General features: G+C 60.5%; 24 protein-coding genes. 16 read left to right on the top strand and 8 right to left on the bottom strand.

From position 1 onward, the window contains the following. Window positions 1–40 precede the first annotated feature (40 nt). Window positions 41–1,531: an extracellular solute-binding protein gene (locus IE127_RS16755; RefSeq protein WP_244640327.1), complete on the bottom strand. Its 1,491-nt coding sequence runs from the start codon at window positions 1,529–1,531 to the stop codon at window positions 41–43. Window positions 1,532–1,798: 267 nt separating this feature from the next. On the opposite strand from IE127_RS16755, the gene IE127_RS16750 reads away from it, so the two are divergent. Genes IE127_RS16750 through IE127_RS16735 form a run of 4 tightly spaced genes read left to right on the top strand, consistent with a single transcriptional unit; the run spans window position 1,799 to window position 6,112 of the window. After that, window positions 1,799–2,476, top strand: coding sequence for a GntR family transcriptional regulator (locus IE127_RS16750; RefSeq protein WP_189426916.1), 678 nt, complete (start codon window positions 1,799–1,801; stop codon window positions 2,474–2,476). Between the two features lie 27 nt (window positions 2,477–2,503). Further along, window positions 2,504–3,838 (top strand): mandelate racemase/muconate lactonizing enzyme family protein, encoded by a 1,335-nt coding sequence (locus tag IE127_RS16745; RefSeq protein ID WP_189426915.1) that lies wholly within the window; start codon window positions 2,504–2,506, stop codon window positions 3,836–3,838. Window positions 3,839–3,850: 12 nt separating this feature from the next. Further along, window positions 3,851–5,050 carry a mandelate racemase/muconate lactonizing enzyme family protein gene (locus tag IE127_RS16740; protein WP_189426913.1) on the top strand — a complete coding sequence of 400 codons (1,200 nt, stop codon included), beginning with the start codon at window positions 3,851–3,853 and terminating at the stop codon, window positions 5,048–5,050. 15 nt (window positions 5,051–5,065) lie between these two features. Further along, entirely contained in the window at window positions 5,066–6,112 is a 1,047-nt protein-coding gene (locus IE127_RS16735; protein ID WP_189426911.1) for an aldo/keto reductase, read from the top strand. A gap of 3 nt (window positions 6,113–6,115) precedes the next feature. Here IE127_RS16735 and IE127_RS16730 read toward each other — a convergent pair whose 3' ends face one another. Together IE127_RS16730 and IE127_RS16725 are read right to left on the bottom strand one after the other, a co-directional pair. Then, window positions 6,116–6,862 (bottom strand): SDR family NAD(P)-dependent oxidoreductase, encoded by a 747-nt coding sequence (locus IE127_RS16730; RefSeq protein ID WP_189426909.1) that lies wholly within the window; start codon window positions 6,860–6,862, stop codon window positions 6,116–6,118. Beyond that, window positions 6,840–7,337, bottom strand: a complete 498-nt coding sequence (locus tag IE127_RS16725; protein ID WP_244640294.1) for a 2,4'-dihydroxyacetophenone dioxygenase family protein — start codon at window positions 7,335–7,337, stop codon at window positions 6,840–6,842. Before IE127_RS16725 ends, IE127_RS16730 begins: the two co-directional genes overlap by 23 nt. Window positions 7,338–7,573: 236 nt before the next feature. On the opposite strand from IE127_RS16725, the gene IE127_RS16720 reads away from it, so the two are divergent. Next, window positions 7,574–8,791 (top strand): GGDEF domain-containing protein, encoded by a 1,218-nt coding sequence (locus IE127_RS16720; protein WP_189426907.1) that lies wholly within the window; start codon window positions 7,574–7,576, stop codon window positions 8,789–8,791. A gap of 49 nt (window positions 8,792–8,840) precedes the next feature. Here the strand turns inward: IE127_RS16720 and IE127_RS16715 are convergent, their stop codons facing one another. Continuing rightward, window positions 8,841–10,214, bottom strand: a complete 1,374-nt coding sequence (locus IE127_RS16715; RefSeq protein WP_189426905.1) for an NAD-dependent succinate-semialdehyde dehydrogenase — start codon at window positions 10,212–10,214, stop codon at window positions 8,841–8,843. A gap of 230 nt (window positions 10,215–10,444) precedes the next feature. On the opposite strand from IE127_RS16715, the gene IE127_RS16710 reads away from it, so the two are divergent. The 7 genes from IE127_RS16710 to IE127_RS16680 all read left to right on the top strand — a co-directional run bounded on the left by IE127_RS16710 (window position 10,445) and on the right by IE127_RS16680 (window position 17,127). Continuing rightward, entirely contained in the window at window positions 10,445–11,512 is a 1,068-nt protein-coding gene (locus IE127_RS16710; RefSeq protein ID WP_189426903.1) for an ABC transporter ATP-binding protein, read from the top strand. Window positions 11,513–11,558: 46 nt separating this feature from the next. After that, window positions 11,559–12,797 carry an extracellular solute-binding protein gene (locus IE127_RS16705; RefSeq protein ID WP_189426901.1) on the top strand — a complete coding sequence of 413 codons (1,239 nt, stop codon included), beginning with the start codon at window positions 11,559–11,561 and terminating at the stop codon, window positions 12,795–12,797. A gap of 92 nt (window positions 12,798–12,889) precedes the next feature. After that, a complete protein-coding gene (locus tag IE127_RS16700) occupies window positions 12,890–13,810 on the top strand; it encodes a carbohydrate ABC transporter permease (RefSeq protein WP_189426894.1) in 921 nt (306 codons plus the stop codon). After that, window positions 13,807–14,670, top strand: a complete 864-nt coding sequence (locus tag IE127_RS16695; protein ID WP_189426892.1) for a carbohydrate ABC transporter permease — start codon at window positions 13,807–13,809, stop codon at window positions 14,668–14,670. Before IE127_RS16700 ends, IE127_RS16695 begins: the two co-directional genes overlap by 4 nt. Continuing rightward, a complete protein-coding gene (locus tag IE127_RS16690; RefSeq protein WP_189426890.1) occupies window positions 14,667–15,341 on the top strand; it encodes an N-acetylmannosamine-6-phosphate 2-epimerase in 675 nt (224 codons plus the stop codon). The genes IE127_RS16695 and IE127_RS16690 overlap by 4 nt, the downstream gene beginning before the upstream one ends. Beyond that, complete coding sequence (locus tag IE127_RS16685) at window positions 15,341–16,252, top strand: N-acetylglucosamine kinase (protein WP_189426888.1); 912 nt, start codon at window positions 15,341–15,343, stop codon at window positions 16,250–16,252. The genes IE127_RS16690 and IE127_RS16685 overlap by 1 nt, the downstream gene beginning before the upstream one ends. Next, on the top strand, window positions 16,249–17,127 hold the full coding sequence (locus tag IE127_RS16680; RefSeq protein ID WP_189426886.1) for an N-acetylmuramic acid 6-phosphate etherase: 879 nt from the start codon (window positions 16,249–16,251) through the stop codon (window positions 17,125–17,127). The genes IE127_RS16685 and IE127_RS16680 overlap by 4 nt, the downstream gene beginning before the upstream one ends. On the opposite strand, the gene IE127_RS16675 is transcribed toward IE127_RS16680, so the two are convergent. The 4 genes from IE127_RS16675 to IE127_RS16660 are packed head-to-tail and all read right to left on the bottom strand — an operon-like array spanning window position 17,128 to window position 21,164. Further along, window positions 17,128–18,243: an anhydro-N-acetylmuramic acid kinase gene (locus tag IE127_RS16675; protein WP_189426884.1), complete on the bottom strand. Its 1,116-nt coding sequence runs from the start codon at window positions 18,241–18,243 to the stop codon at window positions 17,128–17,130. It abuts the gene before it with no gap. A gap of 10 nt (window positions 18,244–18,253) precedes the next feature. Then, window positions 18,254–19,273, bottom strand: a complete 1,020-nt coding sequence (locus tag IE127_RS16670; protein ID WP_189426883.1) for a serine hydrolase domain-containing protein — start codon at window positions 19,271–19,273, stop codon at window positions 18,254–18,256. Beyond that, complete coding sequence (locus tag IE127_RS16665) at window positions 19,252–20,211, bottom strand: ABC transporter ATP-binding protein (protein WP_189426881.1); 960 nt, start codon at window positions 20,209–20,211, stop codon at window positions 19,252–19,254. Before IE127_RS16665 ends, IE127_RS16670 begins: the two co-directional genes overlap by 22 nt. Continuing rightward, window positions 20,208–21,164 (bottom strand): ABC transporter ATP-binding protein, encoded by a 957-nt coding sequence (locus IE127_RS16660; protein WP_189426875.1) that lies wholly within the window; start codon window positions 21,162–21,164, stop codon window positions 20,208–20,210. Before IE127_RS16660 ends, IE127_RS16665 begins: the two co-directional genes overlap by 4 nt. 149 nt (window positions 21,165–21,313) lie before the next feature. On the opposite strand from IE127_RS16660, the gene IE127_RS16655 reads away from it, so the two are divergent. The 4 genes from IE127_RS16655 to IE127_RS16640 are packed head-to-tail and all read left to right on the top strand — an operon-like array spanning window position 21,314 to window position 25,399. Continuing rightward, complete coding sequence (locus IE127_RS16655) at window positions 21,314–22,813, top strand: ABC transporter substrate-binding protein (protein WP_189426873.1); 1,500 nt, start codon at window positions 21,314–21,316, stop codon at window positions 22,811–22,813. 49 nt (window positions 22,814–22,862) lie between these two features. Further along, window positions 22,863–23,813 (top strand): ABC transporter permease, encoded by a 951-nt coding sequence (locus IE127_RS16650; protein WP_189426871.1) that lies wholly within the window; start codon window positions 22,863–22,865, stop codon window positions 23,811–23,813. Continuing rightward, entirely contained in the window at window positions 23,810–24,637 is an 828-nt protein-coding gene (locus IE127_RS16645; protein ID WP_189426869.1) for an ABC transporter permease, read from the top strand. Before IE127_RS16650 ends, IE127_RS16645 begins: the two co-directional genes overlap by 4 nt. Continuing rightward, window positions 24,638–25,399 (top strand): GntR family transcriptional regulator, encoded by a 762-nt coding sequence (locus IE127_RS16640; RefSeq protein WP_244640292.1) that lies wholly within the window; start codon window positions 24,638–24,640, stop codon window positions 25,397–25,399.

Genomic DNA, 25,399 nt, shown 5'->3' with positions numbered 1-25,399 from the left:
AAGGTCCGCCGGCGCGCGTGGCGCCGACGGACAGGAGGCTCTAGAGACCGCCGCCGACCAGAGAGTCGACCTTGGCAGCAGCGTCTTCGGCTGCTTCGTCGACTGTCATGCGTTCGGTCAGTGCGTTCTGCAGCATGTCCGGCACGATGATGTTCATGATCTCGGTGGCTTCCGGGATCACCGGGAACGGCACGCCGCTCGGCAACATCGAGGTGGTGACGTCAAGGAACTTGATCGTATCCAGGCGTTCCTTCATCCACTCCGTCTTGAAGCCGGCGAGGTTTCCTGGGTTGGAGCCGGTCCAGGCCAGTTTTGTCGACCATTCAGGACTGTTCCAGAAGCATGCGAAGGCCTTGGCAGCCATCTCGTCGAACTCGCCGTCGACATACTCTTCCTCGATGAAGTGCATGTTGGAGCCGCCAAACACCACGGCGCGCCGCTCCGGACCTTCCGGGATCAGGCCATAACGCATGTTTTCGACCACGGAATCGGCGACTTCCTTGTCGGCGCCCGTCGCCTGACCGGCCAGGTCCACCATCTTGGCGTATTCGGACGGGTGCGCGATCATCATGGCCAGCTGGCCGGCGATGAACGGCGCCTGGTTCTCGTTCTGGGTATTGGTCAAAGCCGACGTCGGCACAGACCTGTCGCGCACATACATGTCGTACGCGGCCTGCAGGGCAGCTTTCGAGCCTTCGTTGTTGATGTAAACGTCCGAGTAGCTCGGCGAATCCTCGGCCTCATCGAGCGCGCCACCGCCATAGGCCCACAATGTCGGCATGAACCGGAACGGGGTGTTGCCGGCGTTTTGCCGCGCCACGAGCCCATAGCCGGAAATCCCCAGTTCATCGTGGATCTGCTTGGAGTATTCGACAACTTCGTCCCAGGTGGCTGGCGGCTCTTCCGGGTCGAGGCCGGCCCGTTCGAAGATGTCTGCGTTCCAGATAAACGCCATGGTCTCATTGTTGGTCGGGATACCGTAGGTTTCGCCGTCCCAGGTGACCGACTTCATCGCGCCAGGCCAGAAATCTTCCGTTGGGTAGCCGATATCTTCAGGCGCCAGCGGCTGGAAATAGCCTTTCGAGGCAAACTCCACACCGCCTAGGATCTGCAGGCGCACCACCATTGGCGCTGCATTTCCCAGCAGGGTGGTGCGCAAACGGTCCAGAAGCTGGTTGTAGTCGACGTTTTGGGCGTCCGTCTCAATATTGGGATAGGTCTCTTCCCAGGCGGCCCAGAACTCGTCGTTGATCTCGTGTTCTATCTGCGGGGATGCTTCGGTGGGACCTGTCCACCAATAGGTCAGGTTGCCCTCATAATCGAGCGGCACGACATCCGCACAATGGCCGGCGGTGTCGAACTCCTCGGTACCCGCGATCGAGCGGATGTATTCCGGCGACCACTGGCTGACGTCGACGCTTTGCGCATAAGCGGTACTGGACAACAACGACGCGACGCTCGCGACGGCCAATGTCTTGGCCATCAGGCGCCGACGCGTCCTCGCGCCGGGCCGCGGCATGCGGACCTGCATATCCTTCATGGTTAGTCCTCCTCGATGCGGAAGACCGTTCAGCCCCCTCGGCCGAACCGGGACTTCCTCGCAGGTCTGGGCCTGCGCCTCCTCAGGGCCGGGCAATTTCGCCTCTGTTACCCAAGCATGACAGTTCCAGAGCATCAGGTGTGTGTCAAGCGGAATAGATCATGTATGATTTTTCTACTTTCAGGCATCTGGTTTATTGGCGTACACATGAAATGAGCCTAAACACACATCTGGTAACGACATTGCGATGCGCGCGAGATGATCGAAAGCGATAACCGGTCGACAGGTTCGGTGTATGAGATGATCCGCGACGACATTGTTTCGGGGCGACTGGAGCCCAATGCACGTCTAAAGATTGCTGAACTTGCCCTTCGCTATCGCACATCGACCAATCCGGTCCGCGAGGCACTGCAGCAATTGCGGGGCGAGGATTTTGTGCAGATGGAGCCCAATCGCGGCGCCCGCGTCCGCCCCATCGATGAAGCTTTCGTCCGCGATATCATCGAGATCGAGGTTCTGCTCGAACCAGCGTTGACGAAATGGTTCGTCTCGATCGCGAACGAGGCCGACATCGCCGAACTCGAAGCCGTACAAGCCCAGATCGAGGAAAACGACTTTGCCGATCGCGTCCGCCACGGCGAACTCGACACCAGGTTTCATCAACTCATCTATGACCGCCACTACAACCGCCACGCATCCGAATTGTGGTGGAAACACCGCGAAGTGCTGCGCGCCATCAGCCGCCGCTTCGCAACATCGCTCAGCAGACGCCAAGCGGTGCTGAGAGAACATCGTACGCTGATCGCGGCGTTGCGGGCGCAGGACGCCGAGGGGGCCGCTGCCATCGTTGCGCAGCATGTTGAGGGATCAGGCCGGCACATCATCGAGCAGATGGGCGCAGCGAAGCGCATCATCCCGCGGCGTAGCCCGGCCTAACCGTTTTCTGTCTCAGGGAGGGGACAAATGAGCATTGAACTAGGTGATCTGAAGGCCACCGATACGATCGAAGACAATATCCGCACGGGCTCGCGTCCAAGCGAATTGCGGATCACGGATATACGCGTCGCCACCGTGGTCGGACATGGCTACTACCCGATCCTGAGAATTGACACCAACCAGGGCATTTACGGGCTCGGCGAAGTGCGTGACGGCGCCCACCACGACACGGCGATGCGCTTGAAATCGCTGCTGATCGGGCAAAACCCATGCAACGTGGAGTATTTGTTCAAGTCCATAAAAGCCTATGGCGGTGACAGCCGTGAGGCGGGTGGCGTTTGCGGCATCGAGATTGCGCTGATGGATCTCGTCGGCAAGGCTTATGGCGTGCCGTGCTACCAGCTCCTCGGCGGCAAGTTCCGTGACAAAGTGCGCCTTTATGGGGATACCCCTGCCCCGCGTGAGATGACGCCCGAGGGCTATGTCGAGGTGGTTTTGAAGCGAAAGGCGCTGGGCCTCACCTTCATCAAGTTCGACCTGCCGGCCCGCGTCTTCGAGCGCAACGCCGGCGCACTCGTAGGCTCTGCCACCAAATACGAATATGAGCAGTATCGGCAGTGGTACGTGCCAGGACGTGGCGCCGGCGCCCGGGTTTCCCAGCAGGGGCTTGAACTCGTTGCTGCCATCGCCGGGGCAGTGCGCGAGGCGGTGGGGCCGGAGATCAGCTTGTGTACCGACCACTTTGGCGAAGGCTTCGTTACCGCCGATGAGGCGATCCGCATCGGGCACGCGCTTGAGCCGCACAATCTCGCCTGGGTCGAAGATCCGATGCCATGGACAGATATCGCCGGGCACAAGAAAGTCGCGGACGCGCTGCTTACTCCTGTCGCAGCCGGCGAGGACTGGTATTTGTGGGAGGGATTTCAGGAGCCGATCGAAACCCGCGCCGTGGATATCATTCACCCGGATATGCTCAGCTCCGGCGGATTGACCGAGACCAAGAAGATCGCCGATCATGCCGAGCGCTATGGCATTCCGACAGCGCTTCACGCCTGCTGCTCGCCGGTGGCGTTCATGGCCAATGTTCACCTGGGAGCGTCGATTGCCAGCCTGGTGGCGCTTGAACATCATGGGCTTGATCTGCCGTTCTTCCGGCAACTCGTTACCGGTCTCGACGAGGACTATATGGCCGACGGCTACGTCACTGTGCCGGATTCGCCGGGACTCGGGATCGACCTCAATGAGGAGGTGATCCGGGAAAACCTGCGCAAGGGCCAGGAGTATTTCGCTGATACCAGCGAGTGGAATCATACCCGTGTCGGGTTCGACCGGGTGCCGCATGATGTGCACGGCGAAGACTGAAGGAACAAGACAATGAAAATCACGGACCTGCGCTGCGCGGTCATTGGCCGTCACCCCATCGTGCGCATCGTTACGGATGAGGGACTCTATGGGCTTGGTGAGGTGGAGTACACCAAACCCTATCTCAAACCCTGGGTGCTCCACTTTCGCGAGGCGCTGCTCGGGGAAGATCCGACCGATGTCGAACGCTGCATGCTGAAGATCAGGCAGCGCGGCGGCTTCAAGCCCTATGGCGCTGCCGTGAGTGCGATCGAGCATGCGCTGTGGGATATCGCCGGCAAAGCTGCAAACGTGCCGGTCTACAAGCTGCTTGGCGGCAAGGTGCGGGACAAGGTGCGGTGCTATAACGGCTCGATCCGCAGAAAGCGCACCGGGGACCGACCGGAAGACTATGCCGAAGACGTAAAGTGGATGATGGAGCAGCCGCAAGGCTTCTTCATGATCAAGCAGGGCATCGGCTTTCATTCGAACATGAAAGAAACGGTGCCAGACTTTCACTATGGCACCAAGCCCTCGAAATCCGGCTACCACGGCATGATGGAACAGGGCCAGATCAGCGAGCGCGCCATGGGCCATATGCTCGAGTGCGTCGCGGCGATGAAGGAGGTCACGGGAGACAAAGTTTCACTGGCGCTCGATTGCGGGCCGGGATGGTTCTTGAACGACGCCATCCGCTTCGCGCGTGCCGTTGAGCAATACAACCTGATGTGGCTCGAGGACATGCTGACCGGGGATTACGTTCCGTGGGTCAATCCGCAGGTTTACCGGGAACTCACCGTCTCAACCTCGACCCCCATTCACACTGGCGAACAGATCTATCTCAGGAACAACTTCAAAGAACTGATCGAAACGCAGTCTGTGCGCGTTGTCGGGCCGGACCCTGCCGATATTGGCGGCATTGCCGAACTGAAATGGGTGGCGGAACACGCCCATATGCACTCGATCATGATGGCGCCGCATGGCACGGCAAACGGCCTTCTGGGCCTTGGCGCGCTGATCAATGTTTGCGCGACGCTACCGGCCAACTTCATCGCCTTCGAATATCCAAGCGCGTCCGACCCGTGGTGGGAGGATATCGTGATTGGACTGCCAGACCAGATCGTGACGAACTCGATGGTAGACCTTTTGGAGGCCCCCGGCCTCGGGCTCGATATCGATCCCGAGGGCGCCCGCAAATATCTGAATGAAGAGGATGCCGGGTTCTTCGACTAACCCGGCGGCAATGCCATGAAATATCGCTATCTGGGCCGATCAGGCCTGCTCGTCTCGCGTCTGTGCCTTGGCACGATGACCTTTGGCAATGCCGACTGGGGGTGCGATCAGGACGACGCGGACGCCATAATCCGCACCTTTATCGAGGGCGGCGGCAACTTCATCGACACGGCGGACGGCTATTCGGGAGGCGAGTCGGAGAAGATGTTGGGCAAGGCCTTAGAGGCCTATTCCCGGGATGATCTGGTGATTGCGACGAAGTGCTGGTTTCCAAGTGGCAAGGCCGTTACAGCGCGCGGCCTGTCACGCAAGCACATCGTGGAAGCCTGCGAGAGCAGTCTCAAGCGCATGGGGCTCGACTATATCGATCTCTACCAGTTTCATGGGCCCGACCCTTATACACCGCTCGCTGAAACGCTGAGGGCAGCCGAGGACCTCATACGATCCGGCAAGGTGCGCTATATCGGGTGCTCGAATTTTTATGGCTGGCAGATTTCGAAGGCGAACGCCATAGCCGATGCGCGGGACTACGAACCGCTGGTATCGGCGCAGCATCTCTACAATCTCGTACGCCGCGATATCGAACGCGAGATCCTGCCTGCCTGTGCGGATTCTGGTCTCGGGATGATCTGCTGGAGCCCCCTTGCGGCCGGCATGCTGAGTGGCAAATACCGCAATATGGACAAGCCGGACGCCAGTTCCCGGCTGGGACTTCAGGCTGCGGTCACCCTGCCCCGGTACTGGTTCGATGACGCATTGGCGATGATCGAAAAACTGGTGGCAGTGGCAGACCGCCTTGGCAAAACCCCCAGCCAGGTCGCCTTGAGCTGGCTCTTCGGCGACCGGCGCATCACGTCGGCCATCATTGGGGCGCGCAATGCACAGCAGATTGAGGAAAACCTCGTAGCAGGCGACTTCGATCTGCCGCAGGAGGCTTACAACGAATTAAGCGAGGCGATGCCGCTAAAGCTTGGCTATCCGTTCGAGTGGACTGAGAACCAGTTCAAGTCGACCTTCGGCAAGGCAGAGTTTGAGCCTGACCATACTGTGCAACTGCCTTAAGGATCAGGCAGCGGCGTAACCGCCATCGACCGGCAGGATGACACCCGTCACAAAGCCCGCTTCTGGTGAGCAGAGAAAGAGCACGGGGCCAACAATGTCCTCAGGCGTGCCCCAGCGCTTCATGGGGGTGCGGCTGAGGATTGCCCCACTGCGGTCGGCGTCGGCAACGAGAGCCGATGTCAGCGGCGTGTCAATCCAGCCCGGCGCTACTGCGTTTACGCGAATGCCCTCTGACGCATACGCGATGGCGAGCGATTTCGTCAGCTGAGCAATGCCGCCCTTGCTTGCAGCATATCCCGGGACCAGACCTCCGCCGAAGAATGACAGCATCGAGGCGAGGTTGACGATACTGCCTCCGCGTTTCGCAAGCAGCGGGCGCGCGCGGGCACACATCCGCATCGTGCCATTGAGGTTCACGTCAACAACGTCAGCGAAAATATCGGGGTCATGCTCATCGTTGCGCCTGATGATGCCGGCGCAGTTGATGAGGATATCAAGGCTTTCCTGTTCCTCGAAGATGCGCCGCACAGCTTGCTGATCACGCACATCGAGCAGTCTCGCCGATATCTCCGAGGCGGTCCTGGATGCGAAGTGCGCGATCTCAGCCTCATTAGCGCCGGTGGCGGTCACGCGTGCACCCGCTGCGGAGAACGCGTGCGCTATCGCGGCGCCGATCCCCGAGGTGCCACCGGCCACAAGGACATGTTTCCCCCTTGCCCAGGAGTGGTCAGCGGATGAACTGGTCGACATAGTCTGCTCCCAGCCCAACCTTGTCGTAGTGCGCACGACACATATCGATCTTGGTGAAGACGTCTTCATAACCGACGTGACGGTTGGCCTCGTCGAGGTAGAACATGCAGCCCGTGATATTGAAGAAGGTGATCATCTCCTCGCAATCTTCAGGCACCATCAGGGTGTGGATCTCGCCGGGTGGCTCAAATACGTAAGAGCCGGTCTCGGCTACCCAGTCATGCTCCTTGTAGAACCAGCGTCCCTTGATCACGTAGCCATGAACGGGGTTGGTATGCAGGTGCCGCGAGAGAATGCCTGAACGGCGCACCCTGAGCAGATTGCACCACTGCCCTTGAATGGTGTTGAGCATCAGCGGGCGAAACCATACCCCCTCAGCTTGCGGCACCCAGACGCTCTCGTCTTCCGGCAAGACTGGTATGGCGATCTCCGCCGGTGCCAATCGATGGGCCGAGCCCTTCATGTCGGCATACATAGTGCTCTCCTCTCCCCGGCAACGCCTCTTCGGCGTCGACTTGCTCCTGTGGGAGTATTTCCCAGAGGCGGAGCGGCGTCCAGCGGGGAGCATCGGGCCGTCCTCGCCAGCCAGCCTGTAAAGTTGGCAACACAAGCTAAGAATTTGAAAACCAAACCTTTGAATACCGCCAAGTGTGAAGCGACTTCCGCGCCTCAATCGAGCAAGATGCTGAAAATTCTCACGCGGTATTGCCCTTGATTCTGGATCAGGTCTCTTTGCTGGCTGCAATCGGCTTTTCGGCCGCGGCGCTCAGCGCAACACTCTGCCTGCATTGGCTCATCAGCCGGCGGGATGTGTTCCTCGTCAGCTGGGCCGGCGGACTGGCGACCCTTGTTGGCGGCGTGGTTCTATTCGGCGCACTTGGCACAAGCTACCAGGCCACGGTTCAGTACATGTCATTCGTGCTGATCATCTGCGGTTTCGGTCAAATCTACGCCGGAGCCATGCAATACCGCAGCGAAGCCGCAAACTGGCCCAGGGTGCTGATCGTTACGGCGACAGGGGTAATGTCCTCTGGTGTCGCCTACGCGCTCGGGTATTCCGGAATTGGGACCGTTCTTGGCAATTTTGCGATCACCTCGCTTCTTGCTCTCACTGCCTATGAGTTCTGGGCGGGCCGGGCCGAAGCGCCGGTGCCAATGGCAGCAAACGCATTTCTTTACGCCCTTAACGCGTTTTCTTTCTCGTTGTGTGGTCTGGTGTTGCTGTTCGAGGGCAAGCTCGTGCTCAATGCGCTCCCGGAAAACTGGGCTGAAGACCTCAACGCAATCACCCTGATTATCGGGATTACGGGCATTGGCGCCCTGTCGTTGGCCATGAACCAGTCGCGGATTGCTCGTCGGCACCGCGTGGATGCGATCACGGACCCGCTGACAGGACTGCTCAACCGGCGTGCATTGATGGAGCAGTTTCATACGAAAAGCGTGCAGCCCGGCGCTGCCGTGATGATCTTCGATCTCGACCACTTCAAGAGCATCAACGATCTGTTTGGACATGCCGCGGGCGATCTGGTGCTTCGGCAGTTTGCGCGTATCGTCACCGCTAATATCGGCCACGACGATATAGCCGCGCGAATGGGCGGTGAAGAATTCTGCGTCGTCTTGCGCAACAGCAGTGCAAAAACTGCTTTCGAGATCGCCGAAAGAATACGCACGGAGCTTGAGGCTGAAACGTTCAAGGATCCGAAGGGCGTGGTCTTTGCGACGACCAGCGCCGGGTTCGCGGTATCCGTGGGGCAGCCACAGGCCCTCGGCAGCCTTCTTACCCGGGCCGATGCTGCGCTTTACGAAGCAAAACGGCTCGGCAGGAATCAGGTTCGCAGCGTGGGCCTGCAGATTGTGGCGCAGCAGGAAATGGTCGCAGGTAGCGGGCCTTCGAAAGGTCGTACGATCGCCACCAGAGACGCTTCATAGCAGGCCCTGCTCGGCAGCAACCTCTCGAGGCCGCCGAGCAGGTCAATCGTCAAGCGAGATAGATCGACTTGATGTTGACGAACTCCTTCATGCCGAAGCCGCCATGTTCTCGGCCATAACCCGAATCTTTCACACCGCCAAACGGCATGTTGGGGATGGCGATGTTGAAGCCGTTGACCGAGATCATCCCGGTATCAAAGCGTTCTGCGGCAAGCTTGCGCGCGCGCTTCTCGTCCCTTGAGAAGATACCGCCGCCAAGGCCATAGCGACTGTCATTGGCGATGCGGATGGCGTCGTCATCGTCTCTTGCCTTGATGATCGAGGCAACCGGACCGAACAACTCGTCCTCATAGGCTGGCTGACCGGGCTCCACGTCGACAAGCACCGTCGCGGGGTAATACGCGCCTTTCCGGTCGGGGGTCTTTCCGCCAACGATTGCGCGCGCGCCCTTATCGATGCTCTCATCGACCTGCGCAGCCAGCTTGTCACGCAAGTCATTTCGCGCCATGGGGCCAAGCTTGGTGTCTTGGTCGGTGGGGTCGCCCATTTCGATATCGCGCATCTTTTCCGCGTAGCGCTCGACGAAGCTATCGTAGATCTTTTCAGTCACGATGAAGCGTTTTGCATTCACGCAGGTCTGACCATTGTTGTAGAGCCGGCCTTCGACGCAAGCCTTTACGGCGACATCAAGATCGGCGTCTTCGAGCACGATGTAGGCGTCATTGGAGCCAAGCTCCATCACCGTCTTCTTGAGGTTCTCCGCAGCTTTCGCCGCGACGGTGCGGCCCGCGCTATCGCTGCCAGTCAAAGTCACGCCGCGCACATGCGGATTTTCAATGACGGCATCCGACTGATCGTGATCGATAAGCAAGACGGTGAAGAGATCTTTCGGCAGTCCTGCCGTTTCAAAAACCTGCTTCAGGAACAGCCCCGACCCGGTGCAGATTTCAGCATGCTTCAGGAGGACACCGTTGCCTGCCATAAGGTTGGCGATTGCGTACCGCACAGCCTGATAGCAGGGAAAGTTCCAAGGCTGTATTCCGTATATGACCCCAACAGGGGCATAGCTCACCACGCCGGTGCCTCCGGGAATCTCGCGCTCCTCGTCTGCAAGTTCCTTCGGCCCCTGCTCTGCGGTAAAATCACAGATCGAGGCGCACAACTCGACTTCCTGTTCGCTGTCACCGATGAGCTTGCCTACTTCCTCGGTCATCAGCTTGGCGAACTCCGTCTTGCTGGCTCGTAGCTCCTGCCCGATGGCGCGGATAATGTTTGCGCGTTCATCGAGGGGCTTTGCCTTCCAAGAAAGGAAAGCCTTGTGGCAAGCCTCAATTGCCTCGGACAGCTCGGCATTGGTCATCAGGTCGTAAGACTTGATCGGTTGCTCAGTCGCCGGATTAATGGTGGTGATCTGGCTGGTCATGAAACTCTCTTTTGCATTCACGGCGCGTTTGCAGGGTCAACGTCGCCATAGCTTTGAGTTTCCATATACGGCGCAGAAAAAAGGGTAGCGCTCGACGACTTGAGGCAATACCGCGTGACGGTTTCTTTGTGAAATAACGTTGAGCCTCTTTACACGTCCGCCGGACTGTCCGATGATTTGGTATTGAATTGGTATGCAGATGGACTGCGTCTGGACTGGAGACGGCAACGGTGGCACGGCTGACGCTTCGAAACATCAAGAAAAGCTTCAAATCCACCCAGGTGCTGCACGGCATCGACCTCGACATCCATGACCGAGAATTCGTCGTGTTCGTTGGTCCGTCTGGCTGCGGCAAATCTACCTTGCTGCGACTGATTGCCGGCCTCGACCCGATCACGGACGGTGAGTTCGACCTCAACGGCGAGCGGATGAACGAGGTCGCGCCTTCACGTCGCGGCATCGCAATGGTGTTCCAGTCATACGCGCTTTATCCGCATATGGACGTTTACGAGAACATGGCGTTCGGCGCGCGGCTGATGGGGCTCGATAAGCCGGAAGTCGAGCGCCGCATCAGCGAAGCCGCCAGGATGCTGCAGCTCGAGCCGTTGCTGAAACGGCGGCCACGCGAATTGTCCGGCGGCCAGCGCCAGCGCGTCGCCATCGGCCGGGCGCTGGTGCGCAAGCCGCAGGTGTTCCTGCTCGATGAGCCTCTGTCAAATCTCGACGCGGCGCTACGCTCGGAGGTCCGGCTGGAAATCGCGCGGCTGCACCGCGAGATCGGCGGCACGATGATCTATGTGACGCACGATCAGGTCGAGGCGATGACGCTGGCCGATCGTATCGTTGTGATGAATCACGGTCGCATCGAGCAGGTCGGGTCGCCGCGCGAGCTTTATGAGACACCCGCGAACACCTTCGTTGCCGGTTTTATCGGCGCACCACGCATGGCATTGTTCGAAGTCAAGCGTGAGGGTGCACGGCTCGCGATCCCCGATGGTGGCTCGGTCGTGCTTGAGCGCGTCCCCGATAGCGGTACGAAGGGATTGCGTCTCGGCGTCCGTCCCGACGCGTTCCGGCTGCTCGATACGAGCAGTGAAGACGGTTTCGACGCCAGCGTCGTCTACACTGAGTATCTGGGCGATGACGCCTATGTCTATGCGCGGCTGGCTGATGGGACGTTGGTGGCGGTGCGCACGCACCCGGCCGACAATTATCAGCCGGACACAAAGATTCGTCTGGGCGTGGCGTCCGAGGGCGCACACTACTTCTCGCTCGAAAACGGTGAGAGGCTGGCCTGAGCGTGCCACGCCGACGAGGGAACGACCACAAGGAGAGGAAGAGCACATGACAAAGACCACAATCCGCATTGCGGCAGTGCTCGGGGCGGCGACGATCGCCGCACCGGCATTGGCACAGGACCTCACATTCTGGAGCTGGCGCCAGGAAGATCGCGCGCAGTACGAGGAGTTCATCGCAGCGTTCGAGGAAGAAAACCCGGACATCACGGTGACGTTCGAAAGCTTCGAGGCGACCAACTACAACACCATCCTGTCGACCGCCCTTGCCGGCGGGACCGGCCCGGACCTGATGATGGTTCGCGCATACGGCGGGCTCGAAAACGTGGCCTCTGCCGGCTATTTGATGCCGCTTGATGAAGAGAAAATTCCGGCACTGGCGGAGTTCCCCGACTCGGCGCTTGCCGCCGAGACCATGCGTTCGGATGAAACGCTCTACGCCGTTCCGTTTGCCAGCCAGACAATGCTGGTAATCTACAACCAGCAGATCTTCGATGACCTCGGCATCGAAGAGCCCGAGACCTGGGAAGAGCTGCTGGAGATTTCCCAGACCATCGAGGAAGCCGGAATGATGCCGTTTGCCAATGGCACGGCGACTGCTTGGCAGAACGAGACTATCGTCAGCGCGCTGACCTCCTCGATCATGGGCTCGGGCTTCTATGAAGATCTCGACGCCGGTGAAGCTGATTTCACCGACGAGCGCTTCATCGACGCACTGACGCATCTCGAAGAGATCAGCGCTTACTTCCCGGATGGCTTCATCGGGCTGGACTACGCGTCGGCTCAGCAGCTGTTCAGCTCCGGCATGGCGGCGATGTTCGCCGGCGGGTCGTTCGAGATCGCGACGTTCCGCAACCTCAATCCGGATCTCGAACTCGGTGTGTTTGCCGCTCCCGGCACTTCGACCGATGACGAGAAACTCGTGGGCCTCTTTTATGATGGCGGCTACGCAGCCAACGCGTCGACCGACCACCCTGAAGCTGCCCTCAAGTTCCTGAACTACGTTGCGAGCCAGGAATTCGGCCAGGCTTTTGCAGATAGTCTCAGCAACATCTCGCCGATCCCGGGTGTCGAGTTCTCCGATCCCCTGCTGCAGGAAGTCTCTGAACTCAACCAGGCATCGATTCCCTACATGATGTTGGTGGACTTCCGCTATGGCGAGCCGTCTGGCTCGGTTCTGCTGCAGCAGGAAGTGCAGAAGCTGCTTGCTGGTGAAACGACGCCAGAGGCTGCCGGTGAAACGATCACCGAGGGCCTGTCGACGTGGTACGAGCCATTCCAGGACTGAGGCTTCACGCCTGACGCACTGCCGATCCCCGCTGGGGGTCGGCAAGTTTCCTCGCCAACGCGACCGCCGGGTCGCCCTGCCAAGAGACCTTCATGGCCAAGCTACGCATGACCGGACGGGGCCTGTGGATCACGACGCTCGTGGCCCCACCCCTCGCGTTCGTCGCGCTGTTCATCGTCTATCCGATCATCGCTGCATTCGCTTATGCGTTCTTCGACTGGCAGGGCCTGCTGCGCGGCGAATTCGTCGGCTTCGCGAATTTTCACCAGGTGCTGTTCGTCGAGCCATATGCAAGCTGGACGCGAAACGCCTTCACGCACAACATCATCGTGTTCTTCGCGTTGATGGTGTTGCAGAACGGGCTTGGGTTCCTGTTGGCTTACGGCCTATGGCGCGGTCTACCAGGCGCCCGGTTTCATCGGATCGCGGTGTTCATGCCTGTGGTGCTGTCGACAATCATCGTCGGCTATCTGTGGAAGCTGTTCTATCATCCGCTGTTCGGGCCGGTGAACCAGGTGCTGCGTGGCATCGGCCTCGACCAGTTAGCGCAGCCGTGGCTCGGGCAGAGCTCAACCGCACTCTGGGCCTTGATCATCGCCAACGCGTGGCATCTTGTGGGCTTTCCCACGCTCGTTTTCCTCGCCGGCATGCAGCGGATCCCGACAGAAATTCTCGACGCCGCACGCATGGAAACCGAGAGCGAATGGGTCAAGATCACGCAGATCGTCTGGCCGCTCGTCGCCCCGAGCGCGACGATCGTGTTCGTGCTGTTGTTCGTCGGTGCGTTCAACTGGTTCGAGCTACCCTATATCATGGCCGGTCTTGACGGCTCGCCGTTCGGATCGACCGACGTTCTCGGGCTCTATTTCTACCGCACCGCCTTCGGCAATGTTTCCGCCGGTACGCAGGATTTCGGCTTGGGTAGTGCGCTTGCGGTGCTGATCTTCATTTTCATAGCTGCGGTTGCCAGCGTCATCACTGTGCGGCTGCGTGCCCGGGAGATCCAGGTATGACCGTCGCCACTGCCAATCCGCCCCAGCACAATAGCCTTCTTGGCACGCTCGGCCGCGACGGGTTGATCCAGATCATCCTGATCGCCAACACGTTCATCATGTTGGCGCCGATCGTCATCATGGTCTTTTCGGCGTTCAAGACCAATCCGGAGATCTTCCAATCTCCGTTCTCGATCCCCGACTTCACGCATGTCGACAACTTCGTGCGGATCTGGACCGAGACCAATTTCCTGCGCTACCTGATCAACTCGTTTGTGGTGACAGGTGGGGCAATGGCCCTGGTGCTGACGCTCGGCACCATGGCGGCTTACGCCATCGCGCGGTACGAATTTTTCGGCGCGAGCTTCATCCTGCTGTTCTTTCTGGCTGGGCTGACCTTGCCGCTGAAGCTGGCGATCATCCCGTTGTTCATGCTGATGCGTGACCTCGGGCTGCTGAACAACCAGTTTTCGCTGATCTTCGTCTATACCGCGATGGGGCTGCCGACGACGGTATTCATCATGACGGGATTCATTCGCTCCTTGCCGAATGAACTCGAAGATGCGGCGCGCATGGATGGTGCGAGCGAAGCACGCATCATGTGGGCGATCATGCTGCCATTAGTGCGCCCGGCAATGGTCATTGCTGGCATTCAGAATGTCGTTCCGATCTGGAACGACTTCTTCTTCCCGCTGGTGTTCATCCAGAACGACAACCTCAAGACGCTGCCTCAAGGTCTGACGACCTTCATGGGCGAGTACTCCACCGACTATGGCGTGCTGTATTCGGGTCTAACCCTGTCGGCGCTGCCCATCATCATCATCTACATTCTGCTGTCCCGCCAGTTCATCGCAGGCATGACAGCCGGAGCGATCAAATGACGACGCTTATCGAGAAAGGCGGGCTGATCGTTTCGTGCCAGGCGCGCGAGGACAATCCGCTCCATGGACCAATGTTCATGGCCGCGATGGCGCTGGCCGCGCGTGATGGCGGCGCCTGCGCTATTCGTGCCAACGGGCCAGAGGACGTCAAGGCCGTCAAGGCTACCGGCCTTCCGGTCATTGGTATCCATAAGGTCTTCGACGAGGCATCACCGGTCTACATCACCCCGACGATCGCCGCCGCAGAGGCATTGTCGGGTGCGGGCGCCGACATCATTGCGCTCGATTGCACGATGCGCCAGCGGAGCGGCGATCCGGCCGATGCCATTATCCAGCATGTGCGAGATACCTTGGGTCTCGAAGTCTTTGCTGATGTGTCTACACTCGAGGAAGGTATGGCGGCCGCCTCAATGGGCGCCACCTATGTCGCGACAACCCTGTCCGGCTATACGGACGCATCTGCGCCGAAGCCCGAGGGGCCGGACTTGGCGCTCATTGCCGAGTTGTCAGCGCGCATCGACATCCCGGTCGTTGCCGAGGGGCGGTTCAATACACCGGAGCTGGCGCGCGCCGCCATAGATGCAGGAGCCCATGCTGTCGTTGTCGGCACGATGATCACCAACCCGCGCGAGATTACCCGCAGCTTTGCGCGGCGTGTTCTGGGGCACTAATGACCGCGATCTATCTCGGCATCGACGTTGGTGGCACGGCCACACGCTGGGTGGCGGTCAACGGCGAAGGCGATGAGATCGCACGCGGGAGCGCGGGCGGGGCCACGGGACATCTGTTCAACCCCGATGAGCGGACCAAACTGAAATCGGTACTCGAGACGATCGCTGGCACTTTGGGCGCAGATCTGCGGCCTCGCGCACTTTCGATCGGCCTCACGGGCTACGGGGTACAGGTGCGGGACGCACTTCGCGCGCTGGTCCGTGAAGTCTTTGGCCTTACAGATGAGGCGATCGCGCTCGATGACGATATCGCCCTAGCGTATCGCGCGGTGTTTGCGCCGGGTGAGGGTCATCTGATCTCGGCAGGAACTGGCTCCATTGGGCTACATCTTCAGCGCGACGGAACGCCGATCCGCGTCGGTGGCCGCGGCATTCTCATAGATGATGGCGGCTCCGGAAGCTGGATCGCGCTCAAGGCGCTCGATCGACTGTATCGCTTGTTCGACGAAACTGGGGGCTTCGACCAGGCGTCGCTCCTCGCCGAAACCGTGTTCTCGGCGATTGGCGGGGACAATTGGGATGCGACGCGGGCGTTCGTTTACGGTGGCGATCGTGGGCGCATCGGAACGCTCGCACAATCGGTCGCGGAAGCCGGCGCCAAGGGCGACCCCGTGGCCGCCGGCATCATCGAAGAGGCCGGCGTGGAGCTGGCCCGGCTAGCTCGCGCCTTGATCTCGCGCACTACACAATTACCGGTGGCGATCGTCGGCGGGATACCGCGCCTTCATGGTATCAAGCCGGAAATAGAAAGAGCGCTCAGCGATCTCGAGGTCTATTTCCCCCAGATCGACGCTGCGCTATCGGCAGCACAACGGGCAGCCACTGCTGCACACAAACAGGAGAACCGATGAGCACCACCGAAACCGCTTCGCAGCGATTTGCCGGCATCGATGACTGGACCAGCCCAGAGCTGGTGGCCGGTATCATTGAGGGCCAGTACGCAGCGATCGCTGCCGTTCAAATGGCGAATGCGCAGATTGCGGCGGCCATCGACCAAGGCGCAGCGCGGCTGGGAGATACGGGCCGCCTGATCTATCTCGGAGCCGGCACATCAGGGCGCATCGCAATGCAGGACGCTGCAGAGCTCCCCCCGACTTTCAACTGGCCCTATGAGCGGGCAATCACGCTGATGGCCGGCGGGCGCGATGCGTTTTTTCACGCCGCAGAAGGCGCCGAGGACAGCGAGGCTTTGGCCATCGAAGGACTTGATGACCTAAAGATCGGGTCGGATGATGTGGTCATCGGTCTTGCGGCAAGCGGACGCACTCCTTTCGCGATCGCCGGGTTAGAACATGCAAAAAAGTCCGGCGCGCTGACCATCGGCATCTTCAATAATCGTGGCGGCAAACTGGGCGACGCTGCCGAGTTGCCCGTTCTTATCGAGACCGGAACAGAGTTTCTTGCCGGCTCCACCCGCATGAAGGCGGGGACCGCGCAGAAGGTGGCGCTGAACTGTATCTCCACCGGCATCATGATCCGGCTCGGCTTCGTTTACAAAGGCATGATGGTCGAGATGCGTCCAACCAATGTAAAGCTGCAGGATCGCGCCGCGAAAATGGTGGCGCAGATCACGGACGCCGACTACGAGACTGCCCGAGAAGCGCTCGACGCCGCACAGGGTAGCATCAAGATTGCCTCCGTGATGATCGCCAAGCATCTCGACGCTTCCGATGCCGAAGCCCTGCTCGATCGGGTGGACGGCAAGCTCGGCCGGGCCCTCGTCTGATCAGCCGGCCACCCTGCCCCCGGTCATCGGTTCGGGGGCGCCGGTAGTTGTCGGAAAGCTTATTGGCAAACCACGCAAGACGCGCGCGGCGAGAAAACCGAAGCACTCCGCTTCGATGGCATCGCCGCGCCAGCCCACAGACTCTGCTGAAACAGCCTCCACGCCAGCCCGCTCGTTGAGCATCTGCATGATGGCCGGGTTGCGTCGGCCACCGCCGCACACAATCAGGCGTTGCGGCCGTTGCGGCAGCAAATCCAGAGCTTTGCCAACTGCTGACGTTGTAAACGCGGTCAGTGTCGCGGCGCCATCTTCGAGGCTGAGGCCATCGGCCATGTCGGCGGTAAAGTCGAAGCGATCAAGGGATTTCGGGAAGGGGGCGCTCAGATATGGATGCCGCAGCAGCTTTTGGAGCCGCGTTTCCGCAACCGTACCAGTGAGCGCCAACCGACCGTCGCGATCCATATCGCCGCCGCCATTGGCGCGCACGAAGTCGTTGATCGGCGCATTGGCAGGCCCCGTGTCGAAGGCGATGACCTCCTCATCTCCGTCGGTCCAGGTGATATTGGCGACGCCACCGAGATTGAGCACTGCAGTATCGCCGGAAGCGCCTAGATCCCTGAGAAGGGCCCGGTGATAGACAGCGGACAACGGTGCGCCCTGCCCGCCGGCTGCAACGTCTGCCGAGCGAAAATCATAGACCACCTTGGTGCCAAGCATCGCGGCCATCAGCTCGCCATCGCCGAGTTGTCGTGTCGCGCCAAGCCGGTCTTTTCGAGGCGCGCGGTGCAAGACGCTCTGGCCATGAAAGCCCACAGCGCCGATGTCCGCCATCTTGAGGCCTTGCGCGCTGACAAATGCCGCAACTGCCTCTGCCTGCGCTTTTGTGAGCGCGGCTTCGGCGCGAGCAAAAATTTCAGGGTCCGGGGGATCAAAATTCCAGATGCGGGCTGCGGCCAGCGTTTCCTGCAGGAGTGAATTTAACTCTGCCCCGTAGGGTGCGAGCGTATAGGCGCCGAACTCTTCGATGCTCTCGCCGTCGGTGCGCAGCAGCGCGATGTCGATATTTCCATCGAGAACCGTGCCGGTCATCAAGCCGATGGTCCAGATTGGCTGCATCGTCAGTCCTTTATGCTTGATTGATCGCGTCACCAACGGCACGCCTGAGGGCAAAGATGCCGCTGTCGAAATGTCGTGTCGGATGAACCCTGTTGGTCAACAGCGTCCAGGCGCGTCCATTCTCGAAATCGATCCATAGGCCAGTGCCGGTAAAGCCGGTGTGTCCGATCGTATCGGCTGTGCAGTGCCCGCCACCGGACCAACCGATATAGGGCCGTTCCCAGCCATGCGTGCGCTTGTCGGAAAGCGGTGTTCGCATCAGCGCAACCGTAGCCGGTGAGACCCGGGACGCGTTCAAAACGCCCTCCGCGAAATCGAGCACCGACGCGACGGTGCCAAAAAGCCCGGCATGCCCCGAGCCTTCGAGCGCTGCGCAGTTATCGTCGTGCACTTCGCCGCACAGTACCCGGTGGCGCCAAACGCAGTCCTCGGTTGCAGCGCTCTGCTCCGGATCGGCGGACCAGGCAAATCCCTTGCCCGCATCCATCTCGCGGATCCATTTTCCTTCAAGCCGTTCAAGCGCAAGGCCAAGCAGGATGTAGTTGATGTCGGAATAGACCGAAGGGCCCGCCCGCCATTCGCGCTGCAAGATGAAGGTCCGCAACAGATCGGGATCGCGCCCATAGGTGTAGATCGGCTCGACCGCCGGGAACGGCGTCTGATGGCCGAGGCATTGACGAAAGGTGATCTTGCGCTCCCAGGCATCGGGATTGTACTGGCGCAAATCCGGGAGCACAGAAATCAGCGGCGCATCGAGATCGATTGTCCCCTGCGCCGCCAATTCGAGAATGCGCACACTGGTGAAAATCACCTTTGTGAGCGACGCCAAATCGAACCAGGTATCCTCACGCATCTCGCGCGCGTTCGGCACGACCTGCGCGCGGCCCTTTGCCAGCACACCTCTCTGGCCCTCGGCATCGATCAGCCCAAGTACACCGCCGGGGATTCGACCGGCTTCAATGGCCTCCGCAACCGGCGCGAAGGCCCTGCCGAGACGCTCTTCATGACTTACGCTGGATACAGATGACATGCGGCCTCGCCTGGGGTTGGGTGTCCATCGATCTGGCGCTGCACTAGGTCCGGCCGCTCGAGCCGGCACACATCCATTACCTTCGGGCATCGGGTGTGAAAGGCACAGCCCGACGGAGGATCTGTCGGATCGGGAAGTTCTCCCGCCAGCTTGATACGCTCTGTGCGCGCAACACCGGGCCGCGGCACGGCTGAAAGCAGAGCCTGCGTATAGGGATGCTTTGGGGCCTGCATGATCTCTTCGGCAGGGCCGACCTCAACGATCCGCCCAAGATACATGACCGCGATACGGTCACTGACGTGGCGGATCACCGAGAGGTCGTGACTGATGAAGATGATCGCCAGCGACAGGCGCTTTTGCAGATCGGCTATCAGATTGATGATCTGGCTCTGAATCGACACGTCGAGCGCGGAGACGGCCTCATCCGCGATCAGCAGTTTCGGGTCGAGCGCCAGGGCTCGCGCAATGGCAATGCGCTGCCGCTGGCCGCCCGAAAACTCGTGCGGGTAGCGGTCTGCAGCATCCTGAGGCAGGCCGACAATGCCGAGCAACTCTTCGACCCGCCGACGCCGCTCAGCCTTATTCCCGCGGCGATGCACAATCAGCGGCTCGCCGATAATGTAGCCGACTGTGTGGCGCGGGTTTAACGAGCCGAACGGATCCTGAAAGATCACCTGCATGTCGCGCCGAACCGCTTTCATTTCGGTCTGCGACAGCCGCGTCAGCGATTTGCCGGCGAAAATAACCTCGCCCGAGCTCGGCTCGATCAGGCGCAGCAGGCTGCGTCCCAGGGTGGACTTGCCGCAGCCGGATTCCCCGACCACTCCAAGGACCTCGCCTTCGTCGACGTGAAGGGACACCTCCGAAACCGCCTGCACTGGTGGCCCGCCCAAATTGGGGTAGGTCTTCGATAGCTTGTTGACTTGTAAAAGGCTCATGCGACGGGGTTCCAGCACCTGGCGCGGTGGGTGCCGCCGACAAGGTCCGGGACCAGCCTTGGGCACTCCTCGACAACCGCGTGGCAGCGCGGGTGGAAGGCGCAGCCTGAGGGGCGGCGGCCTGGGGGCGGCACCGCTCCGGGAATCGCCGGAAGGTCGGTGCCGGGGGGATTGGATGCCGGAATGGTGCGCAGCAGCGCCTCAGTATAGCGATGACGCGGATGGCCGAACAAATCCTCGGCGCTTGCAGTTTCAACGATGCGCCCGCCATACATTACGGCGACCCTGTCGCAATATTGCGAAACGACGCCAAGATCGTGGGTGATCAGCAAGACCGCCATGCCGGTCTCGCGCCTGAGATCGTCAATCAGATCAAGAATCTGCGCTTGAACCGTGACATCGAGTGCTGTTGTCGGCTCGTCGGCGATCAGAAGCTTCGGCTCACAGGCAAGCGCCATCGCGATCATGACGCGTTGACGTTGACCGCCGGAAAGCTGGTGCGGATAGCGGCGCAATGCGGCGCTCGGCCCCGGGATGCCGACGCGCTCCAGCAATTCGACAGCACGCGCCTCGGCAGCGGACGACGAGATTTCGCGGTGGAGCAGCAACGTTTCGGCGATTTGCTCGCCGATGGTGAACACGGGGTTCAGCGAGGTCATCGGCTCCTGAAAGATCATCGAAATGCGGTCGCCGCGCAATTTCTCGAGCGCCCGCTCGGAGTACTCGAGGACATCCTCGTTTTCGAACAGTATCCGGCCACCTGCAACCCGCATGGGGGGCTCGGCCAATAGCCGCATGATCGACAACGCCGTCACAGACTTGCCGCAGCCCGACTCGCCGACAAGGCCGACCATCTCACCCGGCGCGATGCCAAGCGATACGTCCTCGATCACCGCGTTGCCGCCAACGGTGATCTTGAGATCCTCGATGTCGAGAAGAGGCTGCTGGCTCATCGCACTCGCTGTTTTGATTGAAGTCCCGCGAGGCTACGCGAGATGCTTGCCATGTCCAAACTAATACCATAGCGTCAGCGAAGTCCAGACTGGTCTTATACTGGACCTATTCAAACCGGCGCAGCCGCGCCTTCTCCGGGGAGGGAGACATGACATTGAAATCGCTTGGTGCAACCCTGCTGGCGACGTCCGTACTCACCGGCGGCGCTATGGCCGCAACGCTCGACGTTGCAATCGACTCGTCGCCTGCGGGCCTCGATCCGCACCTGATCACTGCCTTCAACTCGGTGGTGATCGTTCAGAGCAATATTTACGAGGGACTGACGGCTATCGACAGCAATTTGTCGGTCGTGCCGGGACTCGCGGAATCCTGGGACATCTCGGATGACGGGCTGACCTACACTTTCCATCTCCGCGACGGCGTCGTATTCCACGACGGCTCCGAGATGACCGCGGAAGACGTAGCGGCATCGATCCGCCGGGTTCAGGCCGAAAATACCGGCTCCCCACTTGCCAGCCGCGTTTCGCCCATCACTGACATGGAAGTAGTCGATCCGCAAACGATCGCACTGACTCTCGATGCCCCGTTTGCGCCGATCCTGTCGTCGCTGTCGGGCATCGCAATCGTACCGGCTGAGCTCGAGGATGACATCGACAGCCTTCAGCAGGAGCCAGTCGGCACCGGTCCATTCGCGTTCGCGGAATGGCAGCCGAACGGCTTTATTCGTCTTGAAAAGAACGACGAGTACTACGTTGCCGACCAGCCGCAGCTCGACGAGGTGGTGTTCAACTTCGTACCAGAGGCCGCAACCCGTCAGGTCGGCATTGTCAGTGGCGAATATGACCTGCTGCCAGGTATTGACCCGGCCACTGCTTTGCAGCTGCAGGGCCAGCCGAATGTCACAGTCGAGGAAACGCGCGATATCTCCTATACGCTTGTGGGCATGAACGCGTCGCAGGAGCCGTTCGATGACCCGTTGGTACGCGAGGCTGTCAACCTCTTGCTCGACCGGCAGGAAATCATCAACGGCGCGCTGTTCGGTGCCGGTGTCCCCGCCGGTCCGCTTTCGCCGGCGCTAGCTGACTGGGCGCTCGATACCTCGGAATTCTCCTGCTATTCGCACAATGTCGAAGAAGCCAAGGCCTTGCTCGAAGAGGCTGGCGTCGAGACGCCGGTGCAGGTCTCGATGAACGTCCTGCCCCGCCAGGACGCCCGCGATATCGCCCAGGTCGTGCAGCAGCAGCTCGCTGAAGGCGGCATCGAAGTCGAACTGCTCAACCAGGAGATCGGCCAGTTCGTTCAGGATTGGCGCAATTCCAACTTCGACATGTTCGTCTCGGCGAATGGTGGCAGCCCGGATCCGGACGAGTATTTCTACCGGACCTTCATCGGTGGCGGCTCGACCAATGTCTTCCACTACGATGATGCAGAGATCAATGAGTGGCTGGAGGCGGGCCGCTCCGAGACCGATCAGGCTGCCCGCAAGGAGATCTACGATCAGGTGCAGACCAAGCTTGCCTGCGAGGGCCCTGTCGCGCACGTCGCCTATGGCACGCTGTACACGGCCGTGAACGACCGGGTTGAAGGTTTCGAGATCTATCCGAACGGTCGCCTGACCAGCCTCGTCAACGTGACGGTCAGCGAGTAGTCGACCCGCCGGCCGGCATTCTGTGCCGGCCGGCCTCGCAGGAGTTCAGATGTCCCAGCGTTTTCTTCTCGGGCGGCTGCTTGACCTCGCAGTGGTGCTGTTCGGGATATCGGTTGTGGTGTTCCTGATGATCCGGCTGATCCCAGGTGATGCCGTGGCGATCATGCTGGGCGCAAACACCGACATCACACCCGAACGCGTTGCGGCACTGGAGTCGCGGCTGGGGCTCGATCAGCCGATCCTCATCCAGTACGGAAACTGGATCTGGGGAGCGCTACGAGGTGATTTCGGTACTTCGGTGTGGACCGGACGGCCGGTGGCGCAAGAAATCGCTGCCAATATCTGGCCGACGCTAGAACTCACACTCCTCTCCATTCTTGTCGGCGCGGGTCTATCCATACCGCTCGGCGCCTTCATGGCCTCGGCGCGCGGCAAGGGAGCCGAGGTCGCGGTGCGCATTGGTGCCATTGCAGGGCTGACAATCCCGTCATTCTGGCTGGGAATCGTCTCGATCTTTGTGCTGTCGAAACTCTTTCCGGGTTTTCAGGCGCTCGGCTATGTACCCTTCACGGAGGATCCGCTGGGGAATTTGCAGCGCATGATCCTGCCGGTCATCGCGCTCAGCCTGCCGATGCTCGCCAACCTGTCGCGGCTGGTGCGCTCGGCCATGCTGGATGCGCTCGGACAGGACTATATCCGCACGGCCAAGGCGAAAGGCGCCAGCAAGCGCCGCCTGATCTACAAACACGCACTGCGCAACGCGTTGATCCCCTACATAACGAGCGTTGGTGTCGCCGCAGGTTACCTGCTGGGGGGCGCGATTGTCGTGGAACAGGTGTTTGCAATACCGGGGCTCGGGCGGCTGGTGCTGGGGGCCATCTCGGAACGCAATTATCCTCTGGTGCAGGCCACGATCCTCGTGATGACGGCGGCCTTCGTGATCGTCAATTTCCTCGTCGACCTGCTCTATGCAGTGATTGATCCGCGGGTTTCGAAATGACCGCTTTCTACGCCCGTAACAAGCTTCTCAGCTTTGCCATCGCGCTGGTGGTCCTGCAGCTCGTTGCCGCAATATTTGCCCCTTTTCTTGGGCTCCAGGACCCTTTCGCGCAGGTCATGGTGGCGCGGATGCAAGGGCCGAGCACGGCCAATCTGCTCGGGACCGACCAGCTCGGACGGGATGTGCTGGCGCGCATCATTTACGGCTATCGCACGTCACTGCTGACCTGTCTGACGGCGGTGTCGCTGGCTCTCGTTGTCGGCGGGCTTATCGGGATGCTCGCCGCCTATTATCGAGGCTGGTTCGACCGCATCGTCATGCGGCTGATGGACATTCTCTTTGCCTTCCCGATCATGCTGCTGGCCATTGCTGTGATCGCGGTTCTGGGGCCTACGTCGTGGAGTGCGGCTCTAGCCATTGCCATCGTCTATACGCCGATTTTTGCACGGCTTTTGCGTGGGCCGGCGCTGGTGATCTGCGAGAGCGAGTACGTCAATGGCGCCAAGGCCATCGGCGCATCGAACTGGCGCATCATCCTTATTCATCTTCTCCCCAACCTCGCCTCTGTCATTCTCGTCCAGACCAGCCTGCTGCTTTCTGCTGCCATTCTGGTCGAAGCGTCGCTGTCCTTTCTCGGTCTCGGAGCGCAGCCGCCAACGCCGTCGCTCGGGCTCATGCTGTCCGAGGGGCGGAACTTCCTGCTGCTGTCTCCATGGCCCGCCGTCTTCGCCGGATTTGCCATCCTCCTGCTATCGTTCGGCTTCAACCTCTTGGGCGACGCACTGCGCGACACGCTCGATCCGCGGCTGCGCGGCGCATCCTGAATGGACACGATGCACCTCGATACGGCCTCGAAGGTTCTCGCGTACCTGCCTAGCCGCGGCACATCCAGCGATCCGCTCTACATGCAACTGGCTTCGGCCCTGCGCGTGATGGTCGAACGCGGCGAACTGCGTGGTGGCGAGGCCCTGCCCTCGGAACGCTCGCTGATGAAAGCCACCGGCTATAGCCGTGTGACGGTCCGCAGCGCCGTAGAGGATCTGTTCCGCGACGGGCTGATCTACAAGCGCCCTGGTGCTGGCTCGTATGTATCACCGCTTGTCGATCAGCCGCTTTCGGTCCTGATCGGGTTCAGTGCCGACATGCAACGGCGCGGTGCTCGGGCCAGTTCGAGGCTGCTGGAAAAGTCTGTCGGCGCCCCGCGCCCGGATGAAATGGTCAAGCTTGGATTGTCCTCTGGCGAAACCGTTGTACGCCTGTCACGCGTTCGGCTGGCGGACGATACGGCTTTGGCGATCGAGCGTGCGGTGGTGCCATCAGGCGCAGTAGACCCCGACACGATTGCAGGATCTCTTTACGATGCTCTGCGCGCCAGCGGAAACATGCCAGTGCGAGCTCTACAGCGCCTGCGCGCGGCAATTGCCGACAGAACCGAGGCCGAGCTCCTTGGCATTTCCACCGGAAGCCCGGTGCTTCATATCGAGCGGCACGCCTTTCTGGCAAATGGCCGCGCTATCGAGGTGACCCGCTCCTCCTATCGCGGCGATCGGTACGATTTCATTGCCGAACTCAAGCTTGAGAGTTGA

It is taken from the genome of Devosia pacifica (assembly GCF_014652635.1).
GTDB lineage: Bacteria > Pseudomonadota > Alphaproteobacteria > Rhizobiales > Devosiaceae > Devosia > Devosia pacifica.
This window is presented reverse-complemented; position numbering and strand designations above follow the sequence as displayed.